The organism is Pigmentiphaga sp. CHJ604 (assembly GCF_036972535.1).
Lineage (GTDB): Bacteria > Pseudomonadota > Gammaproteobacteria > Burkholderiales > Burkholderiaceae_B > Pigmentiphaga > Pigmentiphaga daeguensis.
Map to the genome: position 1 here is coordinate 4,635,264 of NZ_CP136998.1, position 16,149 is coordinate 4,651,412.

Here is a 16,149-nt window from a genome sequence, read left to right on the forward strand (position 1 = left end):
CTGCCTGGCACAAGCGCGCGATCAAACCCCGACCAGCCGGACCCGCGCCTCGCGGTACTTGTCCGACGTGCGCTCCAGCACGTTCTGCGGCAGCCTCGGCGCGGGAGCGGTCTTGTCCCAGGGCTGGGTTTCCAGCCAGTCGCGCACGAACTGCTTGTCGAACGACGGCGGGCTGCTGCCCGGCACGTAGGAATCGGCCGGCCAGAAGCGCGACGAATCGGGCGTCAGCACCTCGTCCATCAAATGCAGCACGCCGTTCTCGTCCAGGCCGTATTCGAACTTGGTATCGGCGATGATGATGCCGCGCTGGGCGGCATATTCGGACGCCAACTGGTAGATGCGCAGCGAGACTTCGCGGATCTGCTCGGCCAGTTGCGGGCCGACTTCCCTGACCACGTGCTCGAAGCTGACGTTCTCGTCGTGCGAGCCCAGTTCCGCCTTGGCCGCCGGCGTGAAGATGGGCGCGGGCAGCTTCTGCGCCTGCACCAGGCCTTCCGGCAGCTTGATGCCGCACACGCCGCCGGTGTCCTGGTAGTCCTTCCAGCCCGAGCCGATCAGGTAGCCGCGCACCACCGCTTCCACCAGCACCGGCTTGAGCCGCTTGACCACCACCGCCCGGCCCGCGACCTGGTCGCGTTCGTCGGCGGCGACGACGCTCTCGGGCTCGACGCCGGTTAGGTGGTTGGGGATGATGTTGCCGAGCCGGCCCAGCCAGAAGTTGGTGAGCGAGTTCAGCACCTCGCCCTTGCCCGGGATCGGATCGTCCAGGATGACGTCGAAGGCGGACAGGCGGTCGGTGGTGACGATCAGGAGCTTGTCGTCGCCGACGGCATACATGTCGCGCACTTTGCCTCGCGCCAGCAGCGGCAGGGAACGGATGGTGGACTGGTAGAGCGGTGCGGACATGATGCGGCCTGCTTCGACGGTTGAGGGCTTACTTGACGATCTGGGCCAGCTTGCCGGAGGCGTAGTCGGCGGCGATCTGCGACAGCGGAATCGCCTTGATCTTGCTGGCGTTGCCGGCGGTACCGAACTGGGTGTAGCGCTCGACGCAGATCTTCTTGGCGGCGGCGCGCGCGGGCTTGAGGTACTCGCGCGGGTCGAACTTCGAGGGGTTTTCGGCCAGGAAGCGGCGGATCGCGCCGGTCATCGCCAGGCGGATGTCGGTGTCGATGTTGATCTTGCGCACGCCGTGCTTGATGGCTTCCTGGATTTCCTCGACCGGCACGCCGTAGGTTTCCTTCATGTCGCCGCCGAATTCGCGGATCTCGGCCAGCAGGTCCTGCGGCACGCTGGAGCTGCCGTGCATCACCAGGTGGGTGGTCGGCAGGCGGCGGTGGATTTCCTTGATGCGTTCGATGGCGAGGATATCGCCGCTGGGCTTGCGCGAGAACTTGTAGGCGCCATGGCTGGTGCCGATGGCGATGGCCAGCGCGTCGATCTGGGTGCGCTTGGCGAAGTCGGCGGCCTGCTCGGGGTCGGTCAGCAGTTGTTCGCGGGTCATCGTGCCTTCGGCGCCATGACCGTCTTCCTTGTCGCCCTTCATGGTTTCGAGCGAGCCCAGGCAGCCCAGTTCGCCTTCGACCGAGATGCCCTGCACGTGGGCCATCTTCACGACCTGGGTGGTGACGTCGACGTTGTAGTCGTAATCGGCGATGGTCTTGCCGTCGGCCATCAGCGAGCCGTCCATCATCACGCTGGAGAAGCCCATCGCGATGGCGCCCTTGCAGACGTCGGGCGACTGGCCGTGGTCCTGGTGCATGACGACGGGAATGTGGGGATAGGACTCGACCGCCGCGGCGATCAGGGCCTTCAGGAAGCCTTCGCCGGCATACTTGCGGGCGCCGGCCGAGGCCTGCATGATGACCGGGCTGTTGGTCTCGTCGGCGGCTTCCATGATGGCCTGGACCTGCTCCAGGTTGTTGACGTTGAACGCCGGGATGCCGTAGCCGTTTTCTGCCGCATGGTCGAGCAGTTGACGCATGGAAACGAGTGCCATTGTGAACTCCTGATTGAAAGTTGTAATGCCGCGCTCAACCGTGTTGGCCGACGCGCACGATTTTTAGAGTATTGGTTCCGCCCGGCGAACCCATCGGTTCGCCCACGGTGAAGACGACCAGGTCTCCCGGCCCCGCCACGCCCTTTTCCACCAGCAGTTTCTCGGCCGCCAGCAGCGATGCGTCGCGATCGCCGGATTCTTCCAGCTGCAACGTCCGCACGTTGCGGTACAGCGCTACTTTACGCTGCGTCGCCACGCGCGGGGTCAATGCGTAAATGGGTGTTGCACTATCGTGCCGGCTCATCCACAAGGTGGTCGCACCCGAATGCGTCAACGCGCAGATCGCCTTGCAGCGCATGTGATGCGCGGTGAACAGCGCGGCGTAGGCGATGGACTGGTCCACGCGATGGAAGGTCTGGTCCAGGAAATCCTTGTCCAGCTCGAAATGCTGGGACTTCTCGGCTTCCAGGCAGATGGAGGCCATGGCTTCGATGGTCTCGACCGGGTAGCGCCCGACCGCGGTCTCGGCGGACAGCATCACCGCATCGGTACCGTCGAGCACCGCGTTGGCCACGTCCGACACTTCGGCGCGCGTGGGCATGGCGTTGACGATCATGGATTCCATCATCTGCGTGGCCGTGATGACGGTACGGTTGCGCGAACGCGCCATCCGGATCATGCGTTTCTGCAGCGCGGGCACGGCGGCCGCGCCGACCTCCACCGCCAGGTCGCCGCGCGCCACCATGATGCCGTCCGAGGCGTCGATGATTTCCTCGAGCACGGCGATGGCCTCGGCCCGCTCGATCTTGGCGATGAGCTGGGGCCGCGCGCCGGTGGGGGCGCCGGCGATGGCCACCAGCTGGCGTGCCATCTCCATGTCGGTGCGGTTCTTGGGGAAGCTGATGGCGATGTAGTCCACGCCCATCTGCACCGCGGACCGGAGGTCTTCCATGTCCTTGCCGGTCAGCGCAGGCGCGGTCAGGCCCCCGCCCTGGCGGTTGATGCCCTTGTTGTTCGAGAGCTCGCCCCCGACCAGCACCTCGGTGTGGATCTCGGTGCCTGCGACGCGGATCACCAGCAGGCGGATCAGGCCGTCGTTCAGGAGCAGGATGTCGCCCGACCGCACGTCGCGCGGCAGGTCGGGATAGTCCAGGCCCACCTTGCCCTGGTCGCCCAGTTCGCAGGCGGCATCGAGGATGAAGGGCTGGCCCGGCTCGAGCTGGACCTTGCCGTCGGCGAATTTGCCGACGCGTATCTTGGGCCCCTGCAGGTCGGCCATGATCGCGACCTCGCGATCACAGGTCAGCGCGGCGGCGCGCACCAGGCCGGCGCGCGCCGCGTGGTCTTCCGCGGTGCCATGCGAGAAATTGAGCCGTACTACATCGACGCCGGCACGGATCATCCGCGCCAGCGTGTCGGCCGAGCTGGAAGCCGGCCCGAGTGTAGCCACGATCTTCGTGGCACGAGCGGAAGGTGCGTCCACAGGGTCAGGCGCCTTGAGCGGCGCGCTCCTCCAAGATGGCGACCGCGGGCAGCGACTTGCCTTCCAGGAACTCGAGGAAGGCACCGCCACCGGTCGAGATGTAGCCAACCTGGTCCGCGATGCCGTACTTGGCGATCGCGGCCAGCGTGTCGCCCCCGCCGGCGATCGAGAACGCCGGCGAGGCCGCGATGGCGCGGGCCAGCGTTTCGGTGCCATGCGAGAAGGCGTCGAACTCGAACACCCCCACCGGGCCGTTCCAGACGATGGTGCCGGCGACCTTGAGCAGCTGCGCCAGGCGTTCGGACGTGACGGGACCGATGTCCAGGATCAGGTCGTCGGCCGCGACGGCATCGGCGGACTTGGTCTGGGCCGGCGCATCGGCGGCGAAGGTCTTGGCGCACACCACGTCGGTCGGGATGGGCACGGCGGCGCCGCGCTTCTCCATGATCTCGATGATGGCCCTGGCCTCGTTCACCAGATCCGGCTCGGCCAGCGACTTGCCGATGGGCAGGCCCTTGGCCAGCATGAAGGTGTTGGCGATGCCGCCCCCCACGATGAGCTGGTCGACCTTGTCGGCCAGGCTCTTGAGGATGGTCAGCTTGGTCGAGACCTTGGAACCGGCCACGATGGCCACCAGCGGCCGCTTGGGCGCGCTCAGCGCGCGGCCCAGGGCGTCCAGCTCGGCCGCCAGCAGCGGGCCGGCGCAGGCCACGGGGGCGTAGCGCGCGATGCCGTGCGTGGTGGCTTCCGCGCGGTGCGCGGTGCCGAAGGCGTCGTTGGCGTAGACGTCGCACAGCGCGGCCATCTTGCGCGCCAGCGCCTCGTCGTCTTTTTTCTCGCCCTTGTTGACGCGGCAGTTCTCGAGCAGCACGACTTCACCGGGCGCGACGGACACGCCGTCGACCCAGTCGGCCACGAGCCGCACGGGCTTGCCCAGCAGCTCGGACAGGCGCTTGGCCACCACCGCCAGCGAATCGGCGGGGGTCAGGGTGCCTTCGGTGGGACGGCCCAGGTGCGACGTCACCATGACCGCCGCGCCGGCGTCCAGCGCCAGGCGGATGCCCGGCACCGACGCGCGGATGCGCGTGTCCTCGGTGATGTTGCCCTGGTCGTCCTGGGGCACGTTCAGATCGGCGCGGATGAACACCCGCTTGCCGTCCAGTTTTCCCTTGGCCGCCAGATCGGCCAGCGTGATGACCTTGCTCATGGACTTACTTCGCCGACATCAGCGCCACGGTGGTGTCCAGCATGCGGTTGCTGAAGCCCCACTCGTTGTCGTACCACGACGAGACCTTCACCAGGTTGCCGTTGACCTTGGTCAGCGTGGCGTCGAAGGTGCTGGAGGCCGGGTCGTGGTTGAAGTCGGACGACACCAGCGGCTCGGTCGAGTAGTTCAGGATGCCCTTGAGCGAGCCTTCCGAGGCTTCCTTCAGGATGGCGTTGACTTCCTCGACGGTGGTGTCGCGCTTGGCGATGAAAGTCAGATCGACCACCGACACGTTGATGGTCGGGACGCGGATGGCGTAGCCGTCCAGCTTGCCGTTGAGCTCGGGCATCACCAGGCCGACCGCGGCGGCGGCGCCGGTCTTGGTCGGGATCATGTTCTGGGTGGCCGAGCGGGCGCGGCGCAGGTCCTCGTGGTAGACGTCGGTCAGCACCTGGTCGTTGGTGTAGGCGTGGACGGTGGTCATCAGGCCCGAGACGATGCCCAGCTTGTCGTGCAGCGGCTTGACCAGCGGGGCCAGGCAGTTGGTGGTGCACGAGGCGTTCGAGATGACGGTGTGCTCGGCCTTCAGCACGTCCTGGTTCACGCCGTAGACGATGGTGGCGTCGACGTCCTTGCCGCCGGGGGCGGAGATGACGACCTTCTTGGCGCCGCCCTTCAGGTGGGCGCCGGCCTTTTCCTTGCTGGTGAAGAAGCCGGTGCATTCCAGCACCACGTCCACGCCCAGTTCGCCCCAGGGCAGCTCGGCCGGGTTGCGGTTGGCCAGCACGCGGATCTTGTCGCCGTTGACGACCATGTACTCGCCCTCGACCGTGACGGTGCCGGGGAACTTGCCGTGGGCAGTGTCGTAACGGGTCAGGTGCGCGTTGGTCTTGGGATCGCCCAGGTCGTTGATGGCGACGATTTCGATGTCGTGCTTCTTGCCACCTTCATAGTGGGCACGCAGGACGTTGCGGCCGATGCGGCCATAGCCATTGATCGCGACACGGATAGTCATGGTGTTTCCTTTGCTTTGATGAGAAGAATCTATGACGCTGGTGGACGGCGGCCCCGCTCAGCCCACCAGTTTCCGGACGGCTTCGACGACCCGTTCGGTGGTAAATCCGAAATGCTTGAACAATACGCCGGCCGGCGCGGATTCGCCGTAGGTGTCGATCCCCACGACCTCGCCGTCCAGTCCCACATACTTGCGCCAGTAGTCGGTGACTCCGGCCTCGACCGCCACGCGCGGCAGGCTGCGCGGCAGCACGTGCTGGCGCCAGGCCTCGTCCTGCCTGTCGAAGACCTGCGTGCACGGCATGGACACCACGCGCACGAAGATCTCGTCCTTGGCCAGCGCCTCTTGCGCGGCCAGCGCCAGCGCGACTTCCGAGCCGGTGGCGATGATCACGGCGCGCGGGTTGAGCGCGTCGCGCAGCACGTAGCCGCCGCGCGAGATGTTGGCGATGGTGGCCTGGTCGCGCTCGACGAAAGGCAGGTTCTGGCGGGACAGCAGCAGCGCCGTCGGACCACCCGCATGCACGTCCATGCCGATGCTGGCCGGCCGCTCGACCGCCGCGCCCCAGGCCACCGCGGTCTCGGTGGTGTCGCAGGGACGCCAGACCGCCAGGTTGGGAATCAGGCGCAGGCTGGCCGCATGCTCGATGGACTGGTGGGTGGGGCCGTCCTCGCCCAGGCCGATGGAGTCGTGCGTGAACACGTGCACCACGCGCTGTTTCATCAGCGCCGCCATGCGCAGGGCATTGCGGGAATAGTCGGAGAAGGTCAGGAAGGTGCCGCCGAACGGCAGGTAGCCGCCGTGCAGCGCGATGCCGTTCATGATGGCGGCCATGCCGAACTCGCGCACGCCGTAGTTGATGTGGCGGCCGAACTCGATGCCGTCCTTGCCGGCGCGCACCGGCGCCACGCCCTTCCAGTCGGTGTAGTTGGAACCGGTCAGGTCGGCCGAGCCGCCCAGCAGCTCGGGCAGCATGCCGGCCAGCGCCGTGATGGCGAACTGCGATGCCTTGCGGGTGGCGACGGTTTCCTGCTTCTGGTTGGTCTCGGCCAGGAACCGGGCGAATTGCTCGGCGAACTCGGCCGGCAGGTCGCCGCGCATGCGGCGCTCGAACTCGGCGGCCTGCCCGGGGAACTGGGCGGCGTATTTGGCGAACAGCTCGTTCCAGGCACCTTCGGCCTGCGCGCCCTTGGCCTTGCCGTCCCAGAACGCATAGACCTCGGCCGGGATCTCGAAGGGCGCGTAGGGCCAGCCGATGGCTTCGCGGGTGGCGGCGATTTCCTTGTCGCCCAGCGGCGCGCCGTGGACCTTGTCGGTACCGGCCATGGTGGGCGCGCCCTTGCCGATGACGGTGCGGCACTCGATCAGCGTCGGGCCGCCGTGCTTGCCGGCCTGGGCCTTGGCCTGGGCGATGGCGGCCTCGACGGCCTTGGCATCGTGGCCGTCGACGTTGCGGATCACGTTCCAGCCATAGGCCTCGAAACGCTTGGCGGTATCGTCGGCGAACCAGTACTTGATCTCGCCATCGATGGAGATGCCGTTCGAGTCGTACAGCACGACCAGCTTGGACAGCTTGAGCGTGCCGGCCAGCGAGGCGACTTCGTGCGAGATGCCTTCCATCAGGCAGCCGTCACCGACGAAGGCATAGGTGAAGTGGTCGACGATGGGCAGGCCCGGACGGTTGAACTCGGCCGCCAGCAGCGCTTCGGCCAGCGCCATGCCCACGGCGTTGGAGATGCCCTGCCCCAGCGGACCGGTGGTGGTCTCGACTCCCGGGGTGATGCCGACCTCGGGGTGGCCCGGGGTCTTCGAATGCATCTGGCGGAAATTGCGCAGTTCCTCGATGGGCAGGTCGTAGCCCGTGAGGTGCAGCAGCGAATAGATCAGCATCGAGCCGTGGCCGTTGGACAGCACGAAGCGATCGCGGTCCGCCCAGGCGGGATTGGCCGGATTGTGGCGCAGGTGTCCATGCCAGAGCGCGAGGGCGATTTCCGCCATGCCCATCGGCGCCCCGGGGTGGCCGGAGTTGGCCTTCTGGACGGCATCCATGGACAGCGCACGGATGGCATCCGCCATATTGAGTTGAGAGGCGGCTTGATTGCTCATGAAGACACTCGTTCCGGCGGGAAAACCCGCTGCTACAAAGCTTTCGAGTTTAACATTCGTACAAGTCCCCCGCCCTTTCGGGGGCCAGGATGCTTGTCAAAAGTTACATCGCTCTTCCATCCATGCCCTTGCCCCGCTTCCACGTCGATCTTCCCCTGCAAGCCGGCGCCCGGCTCGCCCTGCCCGTGCCCATCGCCCACCATGCCCTGCGCGTGCTACGCCTGCGCGACGGCGACGAGATCGTCCTGTTCGACGGCCGGGGCGGCCAGTACCCCGCCCGGCTGGAAGTGGACGGCCGGACGGCGATGGCCCAATTGGGCCAGCACGATCCGCGCGAGGCCGAGCTGCCGGGCCGCATCGTGCTGGCGCAGGCCATCCCGTCGGGCGACAAGATGGACTGGGTGGTGGAAAAGGCGGTGGAAGTCGGCGCGCATGCCATCCAGCCCCTGGCGGCCGCCCGCAGCATCCTCAAGCTGTCCGGCGAACGCCTGGAGAAGCGGGTGCAGCACTGGCAGCGGGTGGCGATTGCCGCCTGCGAGCAGTGCGGCCGCAACCGCGTCCCCACCGTGGCCGCGCCGCTGACGCCCGAGCAATGGCTCTCGCGCCCCGCGCCCGACGGCACCCGGCGGGTGTTCTGCGACCCCGACGCAGAAGTCCGGCTCACCGAATGGCTGGGCGGCCTGCCCTCCCCCCCGGCCGACCTGGAACTGCTGGTCGGCCCGGAAGGCGGCTGGTCGCCCGAGGAATACGCGCTGGCCACCCGCCACGGCGTGCGCGCCGTCCGCTTCGGCGACCGCATCCTGCGCACCGAGACAGCCGGCACCGCGCTGATCTCGGCCCTGTCCGCCAAGCTGGACTGGATCTGACGGGGGCGAGCCCCGTCAGATCACGCCGCAAGCCATGCGGGCACCGCCGCCGCCCAGCGGCATGGGGTGGTCCGCATGGTTGTCGCCGCCCTGGTGCACCATCAACGCGTGGCCCTGCACCTCCGACAGCTTCTTCAGCTTGGGTGCCAGCACCGGATAGTCCGCCTTGCCGTTGGCATCCACGTACAGCGCCGGCAGGTCGCCCAGGTGGCCGCCATCGTCCCAGGGTTCGCCGTGCTTGCCGGTTTTCTTCGGATCGTAGTGGCCGCCCGCCGCCAGCGCGGCCACCGGCTTGCCGTCCTGCTGGCCGGGGTCGCAACTGGGATTCTGGTGGACGTGGAAGCCGTGCAGGCCCGGCGCGAGACCGGTCAGCGCCGGCGTGAACACCAGGCCGTAGGGCGTTTCCTTGACCGTGACCTTGCCGATGTCCTGCCCCTTGCCCTGGGCGTCCACGGTGGTCATCGGAATGGAAAGGTCGGCCAGGGCCGGCGCGCAGAGCGTGGACGTTCCCAGGAACAGCATTGCCGCAATGTGGCGTTTCATGGATCCTCCTTACCTCGTCATGGACAAACGAATGGCGCCACCCCGCATGGGCAAGTCCGGCGGACAGCCGCGCCGCCCAGCCTAGGCCGGCGCAACCGCCCCGTCGGCCTTGTCCAGGACGAAGGTGAAGGCCTTGCCGTTCTCGCGCGCGAACTCGACCACGTCCTCGCCTACCTGGGCGATGGCCGCCGCGTGCTCGGACAGGCCGGGATCGTCCTGGTGCAGCTGGCGCAGCGCCAGCACCATGCCGGCCGGCTGATCGAGCACCGTGTCGCACAGGCAGTCGTACAAGGCATCGAGATTGCCGCCGAAATGCTCGGGGAAATCGACCGCGTTGGCGATTGCCCGCAGCACGGCGGACTTGCTCTTGGCCCGCGAACAATCGACCTCGTAGACGGCCAGCTTCAAGTGCCGCGCGGCCTGGAGCAAGGCCTTCACGTCGAGGTCCGGACCGGCCAGCGCACCGCCGGACTTGAGGCATTCGTTCAGGTTTCTCGCATTCGAGGACATGGATCACTCCTGGATGCGCCGAAACGACGCGTAGTGATCGGCGGTATACCAGTACTCTCCGCTGGTGGCGGGATCGCCCGTGTCGCCCTTGCCGGCGACGATGCGCCGCGCGCCGCGGTTGCGCGCACCGGGCGTGGGGACGGTGTACTCGGTATAGTACCCACGCGCCCGCACGGGCAAAAGGCGTTCGCGGTTATAAAACGTCACGCCGTCGCGGGCGTGGCGGAACGGCCCGCCCTGCCGGATCTGCGCCAGCACCTGGCGCGCCTCCGGCGGCAGGTCGCGCGCGTCGATCGTGCCGGGCACGGGGCCTCGGGCCCATGCGCCAGCCCCCAGCGCCAGCCACAACAGCACGATCGTGAATCCGCGCAGGAAACGGCCTAGTGTCCAAGACATCGCTATTCCTCGTCGGTACGGAAGAATGCCAGCACCTCGTCGCTGCGGATGAGCGTATCGCCAAACCCCAGGGCGATCAACTCACGCGTGTAGCCGGGCTCGAACAGCAGGTAGGACGCCAGGGAAGCGCCCGTCAGGGTATCGGGGCCGGACGAGACGCCCATGCCGCGCAGCAGCGTGCGCATCGCCGCAGGCAGGCTGTCCAGGTGGCGGCCGGCGATCTCGTCCAGGCGCTGGCTGGGAGATATCGATAGCACGCGTATGGGACGCAGCGCGCCGCTCCAGCGCTCCCCGGCCGGCAGCCGCAACAGGGTCTGGTTGATGCGCTGGATGCGTTCGATGTCGGCGTCCAGGCTGTCCAGGAAGATGTTGGACAAAGCGTGGCCGCCGATCTGCGCCAGCGTCGGGTAGGTGGCCGCCCCCGCCCTGCGCCGGGGATCCGCCTCGGAATGGCCGCCGCTGATGATCAGCACGCGGCCGGCGCCCAGGTGGATCGCGGGGCTGATGGGAGCAAGCTGCCGCATGGAACCATCGCCGCACCACTCGGGCTCTCCATGCACCAGCAGCCGGCGGGCAGGAAACACGAACGGGATCGCGCTGGACGCCAGCAGATGCTCGACGCCGATTTCGGCCCGCACCGCCACGCGCAGGGAACGGCGCCACGGCTCGATCTCGTAGGCAGACTGGTAGAAGGTGATGTGCTGGCCCGAGGTATAGCCGGTAGCGGCGATGGCCAGCGCCTGGACCACGCCGTCGGCCAGGTTGGCGTCCAGCCGCCCGAAGTCCAGCACGCCGCGCAGCAGTTCGCCCAGCGGCTGGTTGTCCAACAGCGCGGGCTGCTGGCTGCGGCCCACGCGGGCCATCATCAGCGCGAACGAAAGCATGGACAGCCAGCTTCCCCCGCCGCGCACGGTGCGCAGCGCATCGGTCCGGTAGACCTGGTCGGCGTGGAAATTCTCCCAGACGTCCAGCATGTGCTCGATCGTCTGCTGCAGGTGATGGGCGCCGCAGGCCAGCACGGCGGCGTTGATGGCACCGGCCGACGTGCCGCACAGGACATGGAAGGGATTGGCGTGCAGGCCGCCGGGACGCTCGCCCAGGATGCGGACGATGGCCTTGAGCACACCTACCTGGTAGGCCGCCCGGGCGCCGCCGCCGGCAAGCACGAGGCCGGTGCATGCGGGCCGCAGCACCGGCACGGTGGGAGCCGCACGCGCGGCCCCCGCTGCGGGATCAACGTCCGCCGCTGCCATCCAGGCGCGAGGCGTTGGCATCCATGACCGTCAGCGCGGTCATGTTGATGATGCGGCGCACCGTCGAACTGGCGGTCAGGATGTTGACCGGGGCCTTGCAGCCGAGCAGGATGGGACCGATGGCCACGTTGTTGCCGGCCGCCGTCTTCAGCAGGTTGTAGGCAATGTTGGCCGACTCGATGGTGGGGCACACCAGCAGGTTGGCTTCGCCCTTGAGCGCGCTGTCCGGCATGATGCGGTTGCGGATCGCCTCGTCGATGGCGCAGTCGCCGTGCATCTCGCCGTCCACTTCCAGCCACGGCGCGCGCTCCTGGATCAGCGCCAGCGCCTGGCGCATCTTGACCGCCGACGGCGAATCGCTGGAGCCGAAGTTCGAGTGCGACAGCAGCGCGGCCTTGGGCTCGACGCCCAGGCGCTTCATTTCCTCGGCCGCCATGATGGTGATCTCGGCCAGCTGGTCGGCATCGGGATTCTCGTTCACGTGCGTATCGACCAGCACCACCGTGCGCTGCGGCAGCACGAGGAAGTTCATCGCGGCGTAGACCTTGGCGCTGGGGTTGCGGCCGATGACCTCGTCGACGAACTGCAGGTGATTGCCGTAGGGACCGACCGTGCCGCAGATCATGCCGTCGGCGTCGCCCTGGTGGACCATCATCGCGCCGATCAGCGTCAGGCGCCGGCGCATCTCGATCTTCGCGTATTCCTTGGTGATGCCCTTGCGCTTGGTCATTTCCCAGTAGGTCTGGGAATAGTTGCGGTGGCGCTCGTCGAACTCGGTGTTGGTGACCTCGACGTCCTGGCCCAGGCGCATCCGCAGGCCCAGCTTCTCGATGCGCTTGGCCAGCACCGCCGGACGGCCGACCAGTATGGGACGGGCCAGGCCGTCGTCCACCACCGCCTGCACCGCGCGCAGCACGCGCTCGTCCTCGCCCTCGGTGTAGACGATGCGGGCCTTGCCGCCCTCGCGCACCGTGCGGCGCGCCGCGCCGTACAGCGGACGCATGAAGGCGCCGGAGTGATAGACGAACTGCTGCAGTTGCTCGACGTAGGCATCCATGTCGGCGATCGGCCGCGTGGCGACGCCGGAGTCCATGGCGGCGCGCGCCACGGCGGGCGCAATGCGCACGATCAGGCGCGGATCGAAAGGCTTGGGAATCAGGTATTCCGGGCCGAACGCGAGATCGGACACGTCATAGGCCGCGGCGACGATCTCGCTCTGTTCCTGGCGCGCCAGTTCGGCGATCGCATGCACGGTGGCGATTTCCATCTCGCGCGTAATGGTGGTCGCGCCCACGTCCAGGGCGCCCCGGAAGATGTAGGGGAAACACAGCACGTTGTTGACCTGGTTCGGATAGTCCGAACGGCCGGTGGCGATGACGGCGTCGTCGCGCACCGACTTCACGACCTCGGGCAGGATCTCCGGCGTGGGGTTGGCCAGCGCCAGGATCAGCGGCCGCTTGGCCATGGCCGCCACCATCTCGGGCTTGAGCACGCCGCCGGCGGACAGGCCCAGGAACACGTCGGCGCCCTCGATCACCTCGCCCAGCGTGCGCTTGTCGGTATCCTGCGAGAAACGCTCCTTGTCGGGGTCCATCAGCGTGGTGCGTCCCTTCCAGACCACGCCCTCGATGTCGGTCACCCAGACATTGGCCAGCGGCAGGCCGAGGTCCACCAGCAGGTTCAGGCAGGCCAGCGCCGCGGCGCCCGCGCCCGACGCAACCAGCTTGACCTCGTCGATCTTCTTGCCGACCACGGCCAGGCCGTTCAGCACGGCGGCCGCCACGGTGATGGCCGTGCCGTGCTGGTCGTCGTGGAACACGGGGATGTTCATGCGCTGACGGGCCTTGCGTTCGACCGCGAAGCACTCCGGCGCCTTGATGTCTTCCAGGTTGATGCCGCCGAACGTCGGCTCGAGCGCCGCGATGATGTCGACCAGCTTGTCGGGGTCGGTCTCGTTGACCTCGATGTCGAACACGTCGATGCCGGCGAATTTCTTGAACAGGACCGCCTTGCCTTCCATGACCGGCTTGGACGCCAGCGCCCCGATCGCTCCCAGGCCCAGCACCGCCGTGCCGTTGGAGATCACCCCCACCAGGTTGCCGCGCGCGGTGTAGCGGAACGCGGCCGCGGGGTCGTCGACGATGGCTTCGCACGCCGCCGCTACCCCCGGAGAATAGGCCAGCGCCAGGTCGCGCTGGTTGACGAGTTGCTTGGTCGGGGCAATGGAAATCTTGCCCGGACGGCCGTACTCGTGATATTCGAGAGCGGCCTTGCGCAGGTTGGGGTCGAGGGGTTGAGCCATGAAAAATAACGCCCGCAGGGCGGTCACACGAAGTTATGCGAGGTGCGGATTATCCGCTCCCGGCACGGGTTAGACAACCGACGACGGGAAAACACCGCCCGCGTCGAACGTGGCCTTGACCATGGCATCGAGCCGGTCGGCCGGGGTTTCCCGGCCCGAAGCGCGGTCTTCGCGCTCCTGGACGGACAGCACCGGGGGCGCTTCCCCGGCATCGCGCAGACGCAGCCGGAACCGCCCCGCCCAGGCCAGGGTGCCTTCGCTGCCCAGCAGGAAGTGCGCGGGGTTGGGCACCGGCTCGCCGCCCGTGGCGGCACGCGGCACGAGGGCATCGATTCGGTAGCCGGCCGGCCAGACCGGCAGCTCCAGCATCGCCGCCACGGCGGAGTCGGAAGCCAGCTGGAACAGGTCGGACACGAGACGGCTGGCCGACGTGGAGCGAAGCGGCTGGGTCGATTCGGCCCCGAAAGGGCCCAATTGTTCGAATGCTCCATCGGCCAGCAATACCTGGGCGGCCTCCAGGCCGGAATCCCGGCAGCGGCCCGGCAGCCAGCCGCGGGTACGCAGCAGCCAGGCCCCGACCGGTTCGAGATCGGCGCCCGCGTGCCAGCGCCATGGCGTTCCCGCCAGCCGCTCGCGCAGCGCGCCCATGGGACAGCCGGCCTGCACCACGATGGTACCCGAGCGCTCGTCGAAGGCTTCGATCGCCGCCAGTTGCGAAGTATCCAGCCGCAGCCAGCCGCGCTCCGCGGGCAAGGCGGCCTCCCGCGCGCCGGGCTGCACCAGCAGCACGCCGAATTCGCGGCACAGCGCGGCGGCGTGATAGACGTCCTCTTCCCGGGCCACCACCAGGCGCGCCCGCCCGGGGGCACCGGCCTGCGGCGTCTCGTCGCTGACCTGGCCGCGGGCCATGCGCGCCAGGCGCTGGCAGAAGGCCGGCCAGGGCGAATCGGAAAGCATGCGGGGCAGGAAGAACGCGCGGCGGCCGGGTTTCATGGCAAGGGCTCCGTGCCAGGAAGAAGGCCGTGCCGGCCTTCGGGCCCGGGAGGCGGAAAGGTCCGGCCAGGGAGGTGACGTAACGGGACGAGCGGTGCCATGCCGGTCATTGTAACGGCGCGGGCGGCCGGGCGGCCATCCGCGCCGGCCGCGGCGCGGCGTATCATGAGTGGTTTGGAGCTTCCATCGCGCCGCGCCCGCGGCGGCGTCCTTTCGATCGTTTCCCGTCCGACCACCATGCTTCGCCTCTCTCCCCGCATCGCCCGCATCGCCCCCTTCTACGCCATGGAGGTCGTCAAGCAGGCGGCGGCCTTGCAGGCCGAGGGCCGCGACATCGTGCAGATGAGCATAGGCGAGCCCGACTTCACCGCCATCCCGGCCGTGGTCGAGGCGCTGGAACGCACGGCGCGCGAAGGCCGGACCCAATATACCGAGGCGGTCGGCATCGCTCCCCTGCGCGAGGCGATCGCCGGCTTCTACCGGACGCGCTTCGGCGTGGCCGTGGATCCGGCCCGGATCATCGTGACCGCAGGCGCCTCGGGCGCGCTGCTGTTGGCCTGCACCGCCCTGGTCGACGCCGGCGCCCAGGTGCTGATGCCCGACCCGACCTATCCGGCCAACCGCCACATCGTGACCGCGGCCGGCGGCGAGCCCGTGCTGATCCCCGCCGGCCCCGCCGACCGCTTCCAGCTTTCCGCCGAGCACATCAGGCGCCACTGGACGCCCCGCACCGCGGGCGTGATCGTGGCCTCGCCCGGCAACCCCACCGGCACGTCCATCGCGCCGGACGCGCTGGCCGGACTGGTCCGCGAGGTGCGCGGCCGCCAGGGCTTCACCATCGTCGACGAGATCTACCTGGGCCTGAGCTACGACGGCGACCGCCGGTCGGCCCTGGCGCTGGGCGACGACCTCATCATCGTCAACAGCTTCTCGAAGTATTTCCACATGACCGGATGGCGGCTGGGCTGGCTGGTGGTGCCGCCGCAACTGGTCTCGGTATTCGAGAAACTCGCGCAGAACCTGGTCATCTGCCCGTCCACGCTGGCCCAGCACGCGGCGATCGCGTGCTTCCACCCCGAATCGCTCGAGATCTTCGAGGCGCGCCGGGAAGCCTTCCGGCAGCGGCGCGACTACCTCCTGCCCGAATTCGAACGGCTGGGGCTGACGGTGCCAGTCCAGCCGGACGGCGCCTTCTATATATATAGCGACATACGCGCCCATGCGGCCGACAGCGCGGCCTTCGCCACCCGCCTGCTGCACGAGGCCGGGGTATGCGCGGTACCGGGACGCGATTTCGGCACCGCCGAGACCGCGTCCTACCTGCGCTTCTCCTATGCCACCGACATGGCGCGGCTGCAGGAAGGCGTGGCGCGCATGGCGCGGCTGCTGGGGTAGCGCGCCCGTCTGCGCGGCATGTCACATTCCCTTCTCCTGCCTTGTCATGTCTGTCCCAATGACAATGTCCCAAGGAGACGA

At 68.2% G+C, this 16,149-nt stretch carries 14 protein-coding genes; 2 read left to right on the plus strand and 12 right to left on the minus strand.

All coding sequences use genetic code 11. From position 1 onward, the window contains the following. Positions 1–21: 21 nt before the first annotated feature. Genes R4823_RS22300 through tkt form a run of 6 tightly spaced genes read right to left on the minus strand, consistent with a single transcriptional unit; the run spans position 22 to position 7,810 of the window. Positions 22–906, minus strand: a complete 885-nt coding sequence (locus R4823_RS22300; RefSeq protein ID WP_087837944.1) for a phosphoribosylaminoimidazolesuccinocarboxamide synthase — start codon at positions 904–906, stop codon at positions 22–24. A 28-nt stretch (positions 907–934) separates the two neighbouring features. Further along, positions 935–1,999, minus strand: coding sequence for a class II fructose-bisphosphate aldolase (gene fba, locus R4823_RS22305; RefSeq protein ID WP_087837945.1), 1,065 nt, complete (start codon positions 1,997–1,999; stop codon positions 935–937). A gap of 34 nt (positions 2,000–2,033) precedes the next feature. Then, complete coding sequence (pyk, locus tag R4823_RS22310; protein WP_254914569.1) at positions 2,034–3,572, minus strand: pyruvate kinase; 1,539 nt, start codon at positions 3,570–3,572, stop codon at positions 2,034–2,036. Continuing rightward, a complete protein-coding gene (locus R4823_RS22315) occupies positions 3,487–4,689 on the minus strand; it encodes a phosphoglycerate kinase (protein ID WP_087837947.1) in 1,203 nt (400 codons plus the stop codon). The genes pyk and R4823_RS22315 overlap by 86 nt, the downstream gene beginning before the upstream one ends. A 4-nt stretch (positions 4,690–4,693) precedes the next feature. Beyond that, a complete protein-coding gene (gene gap / locus R4823_RS22320; RefSeq protein ID WP_087837948.1) occupies positions 4,694–5,704 on the minus strand; it encodes a type I glyceraldehyde-3-phosphate dehydrogenase in 1,011 nt (336 codons plus the stop codon). Positions 5,705–5,761: 57 nt separating this feature from the next. Beyond that, a complete protein-coding gene (tkt, locus tag R4823_RS22325) occupies positions 5,762–7,810 on the minus strand; it encodes a transketolase (protein WP_087837949.1) in 2,049 nt (682 codons plus the stop codon). 122 nt (positions 7,811–7,932) lie between these two features. On the opposite strand from tkt, the gene R4823_RS22330 reads away from it, so the two are divergent. Then, entirely contained in the window at positions 7,933–8,676 is a 744-nt protein-coding gene (locus tag R4823_RS22330) for a 16S rRNA (uracil(1498)-N(3))-methyltransferase (RefSeq protein ID WP_087837950.1), read from the plus strand. A 15-nt stretch (positions 8,677–8,691) separates the two neighbouring features. Here R4823_RS22330 and sodC read toward each other — a convergent pair whose 3' ends face one another. The 6 genes from sodC to R4823_RS22360 all read right to left on the minus strand — a co-directional run bounded on the left by sodC (position 8,692) and on the right by R4823_RS22360 (position 14,673). After that, positions 8,692–9,219 (minus strand): superoxide dismutase family protein, encoded by a 528-nt coding sequence (gene sodC / locus R4823_RS22335; RefSeq protein WP_087837951.1) that lies wholly within the window; start codon positions 9,217–9,219, stop codon positions 8,692–8,694. Between the two features lie 81 nt (positions 9,220–9,300). After that, positions 9,301–9,729 carry a barstar family protein gene (locus tag R4823_RS22340; RefSeq protein WP_087837952.1) on the minus strand — a complete coding sequence of 143 codons (429 nt, stop codon included), beginning with the start codon at positions 9,727–9,729 and terminating at the stop codon, positions 9,301–9,303. 3 nt (positions 9,730–9,732) lie between these two features. Beyond that, positions 9,733–10,125, minus strand: coding sequence for a ribonuclease domain-containing protein (locus tag R4823_RS22345; protein WP_087837953.1), 393 nt, complete (start codon positions 10,123–10,125; stop codon positions 9,733–9,735). A 2-nt stretch (positions 10,126–10,127) separates the two neighbouring features. Beyond that, complete coding sequence (locus tag R4823_RS22350) at positions 10,128–11,399, minus strand: patatin-like phospholipase family protein (protein ID WP_243724522.1); 1,272 nt, start codon at positions 11,397–11,399, stop codon at positions 10,128–10,130. Next, a complete protein-coding gene (locus R4823_RS22355) occupies positions 11,359–13,680 on the minus strand; it encodes an NADP-dependent malic enzyme (protein ID WP_087837989.1) in 2,322 nt (773 codons plus the stop codon). Before R4823_RS22355 ends, R4823_RS22350 begins: the two co-directional genes overlap by 41 nt. 69 nt (positions 13,681–13,749) lie before the next feature. Next, positions 13,750–14,673, minus strand: coding sequence for an FAD-binding protein (locus R4823_RS22360; RefSeq protein ID WP_087837955.1), 924 nt, complete (start codon positions 14,671–14,673; stop codon positions 13,750–13,752). Between the two features lie 237 nt (positions 14,674–14,910). Between R4823_RS22360 and R4823_RS22365 the strand changes: the two genes are divergently transcribed. After that, positions 14,911–16,068: a pyridoxal phosphate-dependent aminotransferase gene (locus R4823_RS22365; protein WP_087837990.1), complete on the plus strand. Its 1,158-nt coding sequence runs from the start codon at positions 14,911–14,913 to the stop codon at positions 16,066–16,068. The last annotated feature ends 81 nt before the right edge of the window (positions 16,069–16,149 follow it).